The organism is Roseateles sp. (genome assembly GCF_019237615.1).
GTDB lineage: Bacteria > Pseudomonadota > Gammaproteobacteria > Burkholderiales > Burkholderiaceae_C > Pelomonas.
On the sequence record NZ_JAFAGT010000092.1, the window covers coordinates 18531 to 30744 of the forward strand.

Genomic DNA, 12214 nt, shown 5'->3' on the forward strand with positions numbered 1-12214 from the left:
ATATCCAATCTGACGCGCAGGAGGGAGAGGAAGGGCGCGCAAGGAGTCTTTCTGCTCGCGACGGGATTGTTCCAGGCACCTTGTGGGCCGGCAGTGGCCGTCGCCCCCGGTAGGTTCACAAGCAGGAATTCGCGCGCTAAACTGGGTAACCATTTGGTTAAATAACAGTTCGAAAACCCATCGTGGACGCCCTCAGCACCACCTTCGCCGCCTTGGCCGATCCCACGCGCCGCGCCATCCTGGCTCGGCTGGCGCAGGGCGAGGCATCGGTGGGCGACCTGGCTAGCCCCTTTGACATGAGCCGGCCTGCAATCAGCAAGCACCTCCGGGTGCTCGCGCGCGCCGGGTTGATTTCGCAGGGGCGGGACCGCCAGTTCCGCCCCTGCCAGATCGAACCCGCGCCGCTCAAGCAGGCAGCCGACTGGGCGCTGCAGTACCGTGCACTGTGGGAACAGCGCCTGGACCGGCTAGACGTCTACCTGCAGCAGCTGCAGCGAGAAGAGCCCGCCGCGCCGACCGCGAAGAAGGTTTCTCGTTCCATCGCCAAGCAACCCAAGAAGGATCGCCGCCATGGCTGACAAGCTTTCCGCCCCCTTTGTGCTTGAACGCCGCTTCGCCGCACCACGCGAGCTTGTTTACGCCGCCCTGACAGAAGCCGAGCATCTGGCCCACTGGATGACGCCTCCGGGCATGGAGATGACCCACTGCAGCGTCGATGCACGCGCCGGTGGTGTCTTCCACTACGCGATGAAGCCGCGTGGCGTGGCGGATGCCCCGTCCATGTGGGGGAAGTGGACCTTCCGCGAGCTGCGTGTGCCGGAGCGAATCGTTGTCGTCGTGCAGTTCAGCGACGCCGAAGGGGGCGTGACGCGCCACCCCATGGCCGCGCAATGGCCGCTCTACACACTGTCCACCACCACGCTCACCGAGGTGGCCGGAGACACCCTGATGCGCCTTGAATGGCACGCCCTCGATGCCAGCGAGGCCGAGGAAGCCATCTTCAATGCCTCGCACGCCAGCATGGCTCAGGGTTGGGGTGGCTCCATGGAGCTGCTTGACCGGTATCTTGCGCAGCTGCTGGGCGGTCAAGGCTGAGTCTTTCCACGGAACTGCTCGCAACGGACCTGGCCCCGCGGCCATGGTCCGGCTTGCCAGTACCTGTTCACGCTGCGGCTGCAGTCCCTAGAAGCGCGAACCCGGCTGGGCCAGGAAGGCCTCTTCCTCGGGCGTCGACACGCGCCCCAGGATCGCATTGCGGTGCGGGTAACGGCCGAAGCGCTCAATGATGGCTCGGTGCTGCAGCTCCGAGTCGTGGCTGCCCTTGGGAGCCCGCTCGCGCAGCAACGGCTCGCCGACTGCATGGATGGCCGCCGACTCGCTGTGCGTGTAGGGCAGGTAGAAGAAGGCACGGCGCTCGGCTGGCAGCGCCAGGTCGGCGCCTGCGGCCACGGCCTCCTGCGCGAGCGCGAGGGCCAGCGGGTCGGCCGCGAAGGCCCGCGGCCTGCCGCGGTGCAGATTGCGCGAGAACTGGTCGAGCACGATGACCTCGGCCAGCCGGCCCGCGGGCATGGCACGCCAGCCGAACAATTCGGCACGGCAGGCCTGTTCATGCAGCGCACCGAAGCGGGTGCGGATCAACTCGTCGAAGGCCGGATCGACCTGCCACCACTGCGCGGGGCGGCTGTCTTCAAACCAGAAGCGCAGGACGGCGTCGGGCGAGCTCACAGCTTCCTCCTGCCAGGCACCCGCAGCATGAAGCCAGCCATGCAGAGGTTGGCAGTGCCGGTGATGATCATGGTGAAGTCCATGGCACGCGGGGAGGTTGTTCACGCCATGGCAGTGGTCGCGAAAGTCCGCGCGCAGCGTGAACAGGGCCTAGATCGCTGCACCCTTGATGACCTCCCAGAGCACCGACGTCGTATCGATCGCGTGGTCCCTGATCACCTGCTTGACGCCGCCCGTGGCGAGTTGCTGGCCAAGCCGGAAATTGCGTTCCAGGCGCAGGAAGGGTGAGTCGGGGACGAGGTTGCCCTGCCAGTCGACGAAGGAAAGCACCCCTGCATGGGCGTAGCTGAAATCGTCCGTCAGCGCGACCACATGCTCGAAGCCCGGCAGTCCGCGTAGCAGGGCGCGGCCGGCGACGCTTGGCGGCAGATGAGGCACCACATCGTCCTGGTACTCAAAGCGGGTCGCATCCGGTACCAGGCGGGCATACGAGGAGGCGAAGTCGTCATTGCCCGGCATCGCGCCCTCGAAGGTGCGCACGCAGATGCTGTTGCCCGAGATGGTGCTGGTCATCGCAAATCTCGCAGCGGCAAGGTGGGCCATCGATCCACCCTTGCTGTGTCCGGTGACGAAGAGCTTCTTGACCTGCGCCGCTTGAAGCTGCCCCGAGACCTCCGGCGCGAGGTCTGGCCAGAGGCTGTCGAGCGCTCCGAGGAAGCCGTGATGCACCAAGCCGGGAAGCTTGGCTCCCGCATCGAGCTCGCACTCGAGATCCTGCACCCAGTCGCGAATGGTCTGCAGCGGATCAGGGTTGGTGTTGGGCGGCAGGGTGCCGCGGAATGCGACGACCACGCCGAAATCCGCAGTGCCGACCAGGGCGCTGTTGATGCGGTCGATGCCGCGCGTGAAGGTCTTGCAGCCCTGAAGCTGGGCGATGGCCGCATAAGGGCTTGTCGAGACCGGCCCGCCGGTTTCGTAAGCCAGGTTCGATGCCGCGAGCAGACGTAGGACGATGGGCATGCGCATTCCCTCCCTGTGGCATTGAAGCACCGCTGGCGCCGGGGCCCATCATCATGGCTGATGAGAAGGGCCGGGCGGCTCGCCGCGTTGTCGCCGACATCGGCGGCCTGAAAAAGTGCTTGACCCTCCCACGGTGTCAAGGATGACAGTGGAGTCCCGATCAACGACGGCAGTGGAGATTCAGGATGATTGCCTTTGAAGTGAACGACATGAGCTGTGGCCATTGCGTCAGCACCATCGCCAAGGCCTTGAAGGCGGTCGATGCGGGCGCTCGCGTGCACATCGACCTCGCATCGCATCGCGTCCAGATCGAGCCGACTGAGGCCGACGCCGACGAGCTGGCGGATGCGATCAGGGAGGCGGGCTATACGCCAGCGGTGACGGCTTGCGCGCCCGGTCCTTCCGCCGCCGGCCCGACCCTTACACTTTGAACATGAGCAGGTTCTGGCGGATCGCATTGACATGGCTGCTGGCCGTGGCGCTGCCCATTCAGGGCTACGCCGCCCAGACCATGTTGCTCTGCGGCCCCGCCGGCCATCAAGGCGGTGTGATGGAGGAGCGCGCGGCGCATGGTCACGACCATGCCCGCATGATCGGCGGCGAAGCCCATGTCATGGGCGACGCGGGCGTCGCTGTCCATGATGCCGACGAGGCGCAGCCCGCCCACGCCAAGCATGCGGGCAAGTGCAGCCTGTGCTCCGCCTGCTGCAACGCCGTCGCGATCATGGCCAGCGCCGTGAGCATCGCCGTCGCACCGCCTGACCTGCCCGAAGTCCCGACCGTCCAGGTCGCCCGCGACCGCGTCATGGTCGGCGGGCTGGACCGCCCCCCTCGAAGCTCTCGCGCCTGACGGACCGGGGCCGCGCGCGCTGAGCCGCGCCTGCCCTGTCTCTGGCCTGCACCGGGCATGTCGTGACGACGTGGCCCCGGCCGCAGCCGTTCAGTTCATCTGCGAGACAAGCATGAAATCCATCGCATCCTGCGTGGCGCTGGCAATGGCGGCCGCGACCCTGGGGCTGGCGCCTGCCGCGTCGGCCCAATCGGCACGGCCCGATCCCCTGAATCCCCAGGCCCAGGTGCCGGCCCAGGTCTACCGATCCGAGTTCCAGGGCTACCGCCCGAACGTCGAGGCGGGCGTGGGGTCCTGGACCGACGCCAACAAGGCGGTGCACCAGGCCGGCGGCTGGCGCGCCTATGCCAGGGAAGCCAGGCAGTCCGATCCGGCCGCGGCGCCGGCGCCGGCGGCATCGGCGCCGAGACCCAAGGGCCATGAGCATCACTGAGGCACGGACATGAAGACTTCCCTTCCCACGCCGCGGCGCCTGGCGCTGCTCGCGGCGCCCCTGCTGCTGGCCGGCTGCGCCAGCCTCAGCGGCAACGGCGGCATCGCGCCCGTCCAGGATGCTGCCAGGACCTATCTCGGTGCGACCCTGCTGCCCGCCGCGTCCGAGCAGGACCTGGACACCATAGATGGACGTGTGGCCGAACTGCTCGGCAAGCCGCTGGATGCCGATTCGGTGGTGCAGATCGCCTTGCTGAACAACCGGGGCCTGCAGGCCAGCCTGCAGGAGCTGGGCATCGCCGAGGCCGAGATGGTGCAGGCCAGCCGCCTGCCCAACCCCGGTTTCAGCTTCGCCAGGCTGCGCCGCGCAGACGAGCGCGAGATCGAGCGCGGCTTCTCCTTCGACCTGGCCCACCTGGTGGCCTTGCCATTGACGCGCCAGGTCGAGGGCCGTCGCTTTGCCGCCGTGCAGCGCAGCGTGGCCATGGAGATGCTGTCGCTCGCCGCCGAGACCCGCAAGGCCTTCTACGCCGCCGTGGCGGCGGAGCAGACGGCGAGCTATATGCGTGACGTCCGGGCCACGGCCGATGCCGGCGCCGAGCTGGCCAAGCGACTGGCCGAGGCCGGCAACTGGACCCGGCTGCAGCAGGCCCGCGAGCACGGCTTCTTCTCCGAGGCCGTGCTGAACGTCGCGCGCGCCGACGCCGCCCGCGTCGCGACCCGCGAACGCCTGACCCGGCTGCTGGGCCTGTGGGGGCCGCAGACGGCGTTCTCGCTGCCGGCACGCCTGCCGGACCTGCCGGCCGAGCCGCAGGACCGGCCGGACATCGAGCGGGCCGCGATGGCCTCGCGCCTGGACGTGCAGGCGGCCAAGGCCCAGGTGGAGGCCACCGCCGGCAACCTGGGCCTGAGCAAGGCGACGCGCTTCGTCAACGTGCTCGAGCTGGGCTACCAGCGCAACGGCTCCAACGAGGCGCCGCGCAAGACCGGCTACGAGATCGGCTTCGAGATCCCGCTGTTCGACTGGGGTGACGCGCGCATCGCGCGGGCCGAAGGGCTCTACATGCAGCGCGTGCACCGGGCGGCCAAGACGGCGGTCGATGCCCGCTCCGAGGTGCGCGAGGCCTACCAGGGCTACCGCTCGGCCTACGACATCGCCCGGCACTACCGCGACGACATCGTGCCCACGGCCAAGCGCATCTCCGACGAGAACGTGCTTCGCTACAACGGCATGTTCATCAGCGTGTTCGAGCTGTTGGCCGACGCCCGCGCGCAGATCGCCGCCGTCAACGCCTCCATCGAAGCACTGCGCGACTTCTGGGTCGCCCGTGCGGATCTCGACATGGCCCTGGTCGGCAAGCCCGTCCTGGGCGGCGGCGCGGCGGCGGCCGTGGCCGGTGCCGCCGCCGTGGCCCATTGATTCAGGAGTTCACGATGTTTTCCAGACGCAATTTCTTCCGCGGCGCCGGTGCGCTGACCGCGGCCGTGTCCGCCGGCGCCGTCAGCCGCGTGGCGATGGCGACCCTGCCGGAGCCCGTGCTGCAGACCCGGCCGGACACCATGCCGCCGCTCGTGCCCGAGACCGGGCGGCCCTACAACCCCGTCGTCACGCTGAACGGCTGGACGCTGCCCTGGCGCATGAACCAGGGTGTCAAGGAGTTCCACCTCGTGGCCGAGCCGGTCGTGCGCGAGCTGGCGCCGGGCATGAAGGCGCACCTGTGGGGCTACAACGGCCAGTCGCCGGGGCCGACGATAGAGGTGGTGGAGGGCGACCGCGTGCGCATCTTCGTCACCAACCGGCTGCCCGAGCACACCAGCATCCACTGGCATGGCCAGCGCCTGCCCAACGGCATGGACGGCGTGTCGGGGTTGACGCAGAAGGCCATACAGCCCGGCCGGACCTATGTCTACGAGTTCGTCGCGCGCCGGCCTGGCACCTTCATGTACCACCCGCATGCCGACGAGATGACGCAGATGGCCATGGGCATGATGGGCTTCTGGGTCACGCATCCCAAGGTGAAGAACCCGTTGATCGACGCGGTGGACCGCGACTTCTGCTTCCTGCTGAACGCCTTCGACATCGATCCCGGCGCGGCGACGCCCAAGGTCATGACGATGACGGACTTCAACCTCTGGTGCTGGAACAGCCGTGTCTTCCCGGGCATAGACACGTTGAACGTGCGCAAGAACGACAAGGTGCGCATCCGCGTCGGCAACCTGACGATGACCAACCATCCCATCCATGTGCATGGCCATGAGTTCACGGTCACCGGCACGGATGGCGGCCCCACGCCCAGGGCCGGCCGCTGGCCCGAGGTGACGACCGACGTCGCCGTCGGCCAGATGCGCCAGATCGAGTTCGTCGCCGACGAGGAGGGCGACTGGGCTTTCCACTGCCACAAGAGCCATCACACGATGAACGCGATGGGGCACGACGTGCCGACCCTGATCGGCGTCGACCACCGTGGCCTGGCCAGCCAGATCAGCAAGCTGGTGCCCGACTACATGGTGATGGGCGAGCGCGGCATGGCCGACATGGGCGAGATGGAGATGCCGCTGCCCGCCAACACCTTGCCCATGATGACGGGGCAGGGGCCTTTCGGCGGCGTCGAGATGGGCGGCATGTTCTCGGTGCTCAAGGTCCGCAAGGACCAGAAGCGCGGCGACTACGGCGACCCGGGCTGGTACCGCCATCCTCCCGGCGAGGTGGCCTTCGAGTGGACCGGCGCTCTGCCCGAGCCGGCGCGCTTCGCCGCCGAGGGCGGCCAGTCCATGCCACGCGAGACGCCCGCGCCGCCGTCGGAGGTCAACGTCCGCAAGCCGACCGGCCATTCCGGCCACTGACACCCCATCGAGGAAGCACCCATGACATTGAAGTCCATTCCCACCCTCGCTGCCCTGGTGCTGGCCGCCGGCGCGAGCCTTGCCGGCGGCCAGCACGCCGACGGCCACGACGACGGCGCCATCGGCCGGCCCGGCATCGCCGCCCAGGCCACGCGCACCGTGCGCATCGACATGAGCGACGCGATGCGCTTCACGCCGTCCAGCGTCGCCGTCAAGCAGGGCGAGACCGTGCGCTTCGTCGTGAAGAACTCGGGCAGGCTCAAGCACGAGATGGTGCTGGGCACCGAGAAGGAGCTCAAGGCGCACGACGAGCTCATGAAGAAGAACCCCGAGATGGAGCATGCCGACGACAACATGGTCAGCGTCGCGCCGGGCCGGACCGGCGAGATCGTGTGGCGGTTCACCCGGGCGGGCAAGATCACCTTCGCCTGCCTGCAGCCCGGTCACTACGACGCCGGCATGAAGGGCACCGTCCAGGTCGCGGGCAAGGACGGCCATGCCGACCACGAGTACTGACGGCGGGCCGGCGCCGGCGCGGCGCGACCTGCTGGCCGGCGTCGCCGCCTGGGTGCTGGCCGCCGCGGCCGTGGCGCGGCCCTCGCCGGCGACCGCAGGCGCGGTCCAGGTCTGGAAGGACCCGAGCTGCGGCTGCTGCAAGGACTGGATCCGGCACCTGCAGGCCAACGGCTTCCAGGTCGCCATCCACGATGTCGGCAACAACGGCGCGCGCAAGCGCCTGGGGCTCGACCTCAAGTACGGCTCCTGCCACACGGCCCTGGTGGACGGCTACGCCATCGAAGGCCATGTGCCGGCGCGCGAGGTCCGGCGCCTGCTGCGCGAGCGGCCTCGGGCGCTGGGGCTGGCCGTGCCGGGCATGCCGGTCGGGTCACCCGGCATGGACGGCCCGGCCTATGGCGGCCGCAAGGACCCCTGCGACGTGCTGCTGCTTGGCAAGGACGGCAGCGCCAGCGTCTATCAAACCTATCGTTGAAGGAACATGCCATGAAGGCAATCAAGCACCTGACCCTGGCCGCGCTGGCGGTCGCTTCCCTTGCCGTCCCGGCGCTGGCGCAGGCCATGGACCCGGGCAAGACGCAGGGCGCGGGCGCGTCCGCCGCCGCGGACCTGACCGAAGGCGAGATCAGGAAGGTCGACAAGGACGGCAAGAAGCTCACCATCAAGCATGGCGACATCCAGAACCTGGACATGCCCGGCATGACCATGGTGTTCCGGGTCAGGGACCCGGCCCTGCTCGAACAGGTCAAGGTGGGCGACAGGATCCGCTTCAAGGCCGAGAAGGCGGCCGACGGTTTCGTCGTGACGGAGCTGCGGCCAGCCGGCCAGTGAGGTCATCCAAAGCTGCCGCGTTTCGCCCTGATCGCCACGCGGGCGCAGGGTCCGGGCTTGCCGCCGCGGGCCGCTGCGCCTCATGATGGGGGCGACCGCCCGGTGCATGCCGGGGCCCTCATGGAGCGACGACGATGGAGCAACCGTTTCATGGCTTCGCCGAGCTGTTCAAGCAGCTGGGCCTGCCCGCCGGCGACGCGGAGATCGCGCAGTTCCTGCGCCAGCATGCGCCGCTGCAGGCCTCTGTCGCGCTGGCCGAGGCGCCGTTCTGGACCGAGGCGCAGGCCGGCCTGCTGAGGGATGCGCTGGCCGGGGACGCCGACTGGGCCGAGATCGTCGACCAGCTCGACGCCGCGCTGCGCCGGCCTCAGGCCAGGGTGTAGGCCGTCTTGATGCTGGTGTAGAACTCGGCGGCGTGGCGGCCCTGCTCGCGCGGGCCGTAGCTGCTGCCCTTGCGGCCGCCGAAGGGCACGTGGTAGTCCACGCCGGCCGTCGGCAGGTTGACCATGACCATGCCGGCCTGTGCGTGGCGCTTGAAGTGGGTGGCGTGCTTCAGCGAGGTCGTCGCGATGCCGGCCGACAGCCCGAACGGCGAGTCGTTGGCCAGCGCGAGGGCCTCGTCGTAGTCGCGGGCGCGGATGACGCTGACGACGGGGCCGAAGACCTCCTCGCGATTGATGCGCATGGCGGCCGTCGTGTCGGTGATGAGGGCCGGCGTCAGGTAGAAGCCCGGCGCGCCGTCGGCGTTGTGCGGCATGCGCTCGCCGCCCTGCGCCAGCCGGCCGCCCTCGCGGCTGGCGATGCCGATGTAGTCCAGGTCCTGGCCCAGCTGGCTGGCGTCCACGACGGGGCCGATGTCGGTGCCGGCCTTGCGGGCGTCGCCGATCTTCAGCGCCTTCATCTTCTCGACCATGGCCGCGACGAAGCGGTCGTGGATACCCTCGGTGACGATGAGCCGGCTCGACGCGGTGCAGCGCTGGCCGGTGGAGAAGAAGCCGCTGTTGACGGCGGCGTTCACGGCCACGTCCAGGTCCGCGTCGTCCAGCACCACCATGGGGTTCTTGCCGCCCATCTCCAGCTGGAACTTGGCCATGCGCGCCACGCAGGCGGCGGCCACCTTCTGGCCGGTGGCCACCGAGCCGGTGAAGCTGATGGCCGCCACGCGCGGGTCGTTCAGCAGCGCCTCGCCGACGACCGAGCCGCGGCCCATGACCAGGTTGAAGACGCCGGCCGGCAGGCCCGAGCGCGACAGGATCTCGGCCAGCGCCCAGGCCGAGCCGGGCACCAGGTCGGCCGGCTTGAAGACGACGCAGCAGCCATGCGCCAGCGCCGGCGCGATCTTCCAGGCGGGGATGGCGATGGGGAAGTTCCATGGCGTGATCAGGCCCACGACGCCTATGGGCTCGCGCGTAACCTCCACGCCGACGCCGGGGCGCACCGAGGGCAGGGACTCGCCGCCGGGGCGCAGCGCCTCGCCGGCGAAGAACTTGAAGATGTTGCCGGCGCGGACCACCTCGCCCACGGCCTCGGGCAAGGTCTTGCCTTCCTCGCGGGCCAGCAGGTCGCCCAGCTCCTGGCGCCGCGCGAGGATTTCCGTGCCGACGGCGTCGAGGATGTCGAAGCGCTGCTGCGGCGTGGACAGGCTCCAGGCCGGGAAGGCTGCTGCTGCAGCGGCGATGGCCTCCCGCGCCTGCGCGCCGTCGGCCTGCGCGTACTCGCCGACGAGGTCGCGGGTGTCCGAGGGGTTGATGTTGCGCGAGAGGGCGCTGCCTTCCAGCCAGGCGCCCGCGATGTAGTTCTTGAACATGTTTTGACTTCCGAAGGCCGTGAGAGCCGTTGCCTCCCATGCGCGGCGCGGGAGGGGCCTCAAGGATAGGCGCTGCCGGGAGCGGGGCGGATGCGCCGGCATTGCCGCGGCCCGTGGCGCATGGTTTCCCGCACTCTCCGGGTAAATTGGTTGCGCTATCATTTTGCCATTCGCCACTGACGAGATCGCATCCCGATGAGCGCATCCACGACGAAGACCGGCCGTGCCGCCTGGCTGGCGGCCGCAGCCCTGTTGCTCGCGGCTTGCGGCTCGGCGCCGCCGGCTCCGAGGGCGGACTGGGTGGCGGCCTGGGGCAGCGCCATGCTGGCCCAGCCGGCGCCGAGCGCCGATGCCAGGCCGGTGCCCTGGCGGCAGCCGATGCGCGACGTCAGCCTGCGCCAGGTCGCGCGCGTCGCCGTCGCGGGCCAGGCCTTGCGGGTGCGCGTCAGCAACCTCTTCGGCGACGAGCCGCTGGTCGTCGACGCCGCCAGTGTCGCGCGCGTCGCGGCCCTGGATCCGCAGCCGGTGCTCGACGCGGCGACGCTGCTGCCGCTGCGCTTTGCCGGCCGGCGCGAGGTGACGGTACCGGCCCGTGCCGAGGTCTGGAGCGACCCCGTCGAGCTGGCGCTGCCGGCGCTGGCCGACGTGGCGGTGCAATGGCATGTGCAGACCGGCCCGGCCCAGGCCAGCGTGCATCCGGGCTCGCGCATGCGCAGTTGGGCCGTGGCGGGCAATCGTGCCGACGTGGCGGACTGGGCGCAAGCCGTGGCCCAGGAGGGCTGGTGGCATCTGGAGGCGGTCGATGTGCGCGCCGCCGGGCCCTTGCCCGTGCTGGTGGCCACGGGTGACTCCATCACCGACGGCTATGGCGTGCCCTCGGGCAGCTACCAGCGCTGGACCGATGCGCTGTCGCGCCGCCTCGTGGCCGAGAAGCGCGAGGCTGCCGTCGTCAACACCGGCATTGGCGGCGGCCGCCTGCTGCGCGAAGGCCTGGGGCCCAGCCTGGTGTCGCGCTTCGATCGCGACGTGCTGGCGCGTACCGGCGCGACCCATGCCGTCGTGCTGATCGGCGTCAACGACCTGGGCGTCAGCCACCGCGGCAAGCCGACGACGGCCGAGTCGCGCGCGGCGCTGCTGGCCGAGCTGAAGGCTGGCTTCACCGACATCGCCACGCGCGCCCGCGCCCGCGGCGTCTGCCTGATCGTCTCGACGGTGCTGCCGTACTCGGGCAGCGGCTACTACGCGCCGCAGGCCGAGAACGAGGCCGACCGCCAGGCGCTGAACGCCTGGCTGCGCGAGCCGGGGCGCTTCGACGCGCTGCTGGACTTCGACGCGCGGCTGCGCGACCCGGCCCGGCCGAGCCACCTGCGCGCCGACGTCGACAACGACGGCCTGCATCCGTCGCTGGCCGGCTATCGCCTGATGGCCGAGGCCTTCCCGGTCGAAGTGCTCGACCGGAAATGCGAGAAGAAGCTCAGCGCCCCTTGAGCTGGCGCCAGGCCGCGAAGTCCGCGGCCACGTCCGCATCGGTGGGCGGGTACAGGCCCAGCACGCTGCGGCCGCCCATCACCTGCTCCTGCACATAGTCCTCGAAGACCGTCATCTCGACGGCCTCGCTGGCGATCTCGTCGGCCAGGTGGGCCGGGATGACGATGACGCCCTCGGCATCGCCGACGACGATGTCGCCGGGGAAGACCGGCGCGTCGCCGCAGCCGATGGGCTCGTTGATCGCGATCGCCTGGTGCAGCGTCAGGTTGGTCGGCGCGCTGGGCCGCGAGTGGTAGGCCGGGAAGGCGTACTTGGCGATGTCGGGGCTGTCGCGGAAGCCGCCGTCGGTGACGACGCCGGCCACGCCGCGCACCATCAGCCGCGCGACGAGGATGCCGCCGGCCGAGGCCGCACGTGCGTCCTTGCGGCTGTCGATGACCAGCACCGCGCCCTCGGGGCATTCCTCCACGGCCTTGCGCTGCGGATGGGCGCGGTCCTTGAACACGCCGATGTCGTTCAGGTCCTCGCGAGCGGGCATGTAGCGCAGCGTGTAGGCGGGGCCCACCATGTTGGGCAGGCCGGCGTTCAGCGGCCTGACGTCCTGGATGAACTGGTTGCGCAGGCCGCGCTTGAACAGCGCGGTGCAGAGCGTGGCGGTGCTGACGCCCATCAGCTTCTTGCGGGTATCGGGATTCATGGCG

General features: G+C 69.8%; 16 protein-coding genes. 12 read left to right on the plus strand and 4 right to left on the minus strand.

Going from position 1 to position 12214, the window contains the following annotated elements:
- Positions 1-182: 182 nt before the first annotated feature.
- Together JOY88_RS19100 and JOY88_RS19105 are read left to right on the plus strand one after the other, a co-directional pair.
- Positions 183-578, plus strand: a complete 396-nt coding sequence (locus tag JOY88_RS19100; protein ID WP_367269823.1) for an ArsR/SmtB family transcription factor — start codon at positions 183-185, stop codon at positions 576-578.
- Complete coding sequence (locus JOY88_RS19105; protein WP_293504226.1) at positions 571-1095, plus strand: SRPBCC family protein; 525 nt, start codon at positions 571-573, stop codon at positions 1093-1095. The genes JOY88_RS19100 and JOY88_RS19105 overlap by 8 nt, the downstream gene beginning before the upstream one ends.
- A gap of 87 nt (positions 1096-1182) precedes the next feature.
- Here the strand turns inward: JOY88_RS19105 and JOY88_RS19110 are convergent, their stop codons facing one another.
- Both JOY88_RS19110 and JOY88_RS19115 read right to left on the minus strand, forming a co-directional pair.
- Complete coding sequence (locus JOY88_RS19110) at positions 1183-1725, minus strand: DUF924 family protein (protein ID WP_293504227.1); 543 nt, start codon at positions 1723-1725, stop codon at positions 1183-1185.
- Between the two features lie 150 nt (positions 1726-1875).
- On the minus strand, positions 1876-2745 hold the full coding sequence (locus JOY88_RS19115; protein ID WP_293504228.1) for a lipase family protein: 870 nt from the start codon (positions 2743-2745) through the stop codon (positions 1876-1878).
- Between the two features lie 185 nt (positions 2746-2930).
- Here JOY88_RS19115 and JOY88_RS19120 point away from each other — a divergent pair, with 185 nt between their 5' ends.
- The 9 genes from JOY88_RS19120 to JOY88_RS19160 all read left to right on the plus strand — a co-directional run bounded on the left by JOY88_RS19120 (position 2931) and on the right by JOY88_RS19160 (position 8601).
- On the plus strand, positions 2931-3176 hold the full coding sequence (locus JOY88_RS19120; RefSeq protein WP_293504229.1) for a heavy-metal-associated domain-containing protein: 246 nt from the start codon (positions 2931-2933) through the stop codon (positions 3174-3176).
- Between the two features lie 2 nt (positions 3177-3178).
- Entirely contained in the window at positions 3179-3595 is a 417-nt protein-coding gene (locus JOY88_RS19125; protein ID WP_293504230.1) for a hypothetical protein, read from the plus strand.
- Between the two features lie 112 nt (positions 3596-3707).
- Entirely contained in the window at positions 3708-4028 is a 321-nt protein-coding gene (locus JOY88_RS19130) for a hypothetical protein (protein WP_293504231.1), read from the plus strand.
- Positions 4029-4037: 9 nt separating this feature from the next.
- Positions 4038-5447, plus strand: a complete 1410-nt coding sequence (locus JOY88_RS19135; protein WP_293504232.1) for a TolC family protein — start codon at positions 4038-4040, stop codon at positions 5445-5447.
- A gap of 14 nt (positions 5448-5461) precedes the next feature.
- Positions 5462-6871 (plus strand): copper oxidase, encoded by a 1410-nt coding sequence (locus JOY88_RS19140; protein ID WP_293504233.1) that lies wholly within the window; start codon positions 5462-5464, stop codon positions 6869-6871.
- A 21-nt stretch (positions 6872-6892) separates the two neighbouring features.
- Positions 6893-7387: a cupredoxin domain-containing protein gene (locus JOY88_RS19145; RefSeq protein WP_293504234.1), complete on the plus strand. Its 495-nt coding sequence runs from the start codon at positions 6893-6895 to the stop codon at positions 7385-7387.
- Complete coding sequence (locus JOY88_RS19150) at positions 7368-7862, plus strand: DUF411 domain-containing protein (RefSeq protein ID WP_293504235.1); 495 nt, start codon at positions 7368-7370, stop codon at positions 7860-7862. Before JOY88_RS19145 ends, JOY88_RS19150 begins: the two co-directional genes overlap by 20 nt.
- Before the next feature lie 11 nt (positions 7863-7873).
- Complete coding sequence (locus JOY88_RS19155; protein WP_293504236.1) at positions 7874-8218, plus strand: copper-binding protein; 345 nt, start codon at positions 7874-7876, stop codon at positions 8216-8218.
- A gap of 134 nt (positions 8219-8352) precedes the next feature.
- Positions 8353-8601, plus strand: a complete 249-nt coding sequence (locus JOY88_RS19160) for a DUF2789 domain-containing protein (RefSeq protein ID WP_293504237.1) — start codon at positions 8353-8355, stop codon at positions 8599-8601.
- Here the strand turns inward: JOY88_RS19160 and JOY88_RS19165 are convergent.
- Complete coding sequence (locus JOY88_RS19165) at positions 8586-10025, minus strand: aldehyde dehydrogenase family protein (RefSeq protein ID WP_293504238.1); 1440 nt, start codon at positions 10023-10025, stop codon at positions 8586-8588. The two genes, JOY88_RS19160 and JOY88_RS19165, sit on opposite strands and share 16 nt — an antisense overlap.
- A 195-nt stretch (positions 10026-10220) precedes the next feature.
- Between JOY88_RS19165 and JOY88_RS19170 the strand changes: the two genes are divergently transcribed.
- Positions 10221-11513, plus strand: coding sequence for a GDSL-type esterase/lipase family protein (locus JOY88_RS19170; protein ID WP_293504239.1), 1293 nt, complete (start codon positions 10221-10223; stop codon positions 11511-11513).
- On the opposite strand, the gene JOY88_RS19175 is transcribed toward JOY88_RS19170, so the two are convergent.
- Positions 11500-12210 (minus strand): ribonuclease activity regulator RraA, encoded by a 711-nt coding sequence (locus tag JOY88_RS19175; RefSeq protein WP_293504240.1) that lies wholly within the window; start codon positions 12208-12210, stop codon positions 11500-11502. The two genes, JOY88_RS19170 and JOY88_RS19175, sit on opposite strands and share 14 nt — an antisense overlap.
- Between the last annotated feature and the right edge of the window lie 4 nt (positions 12211-12214).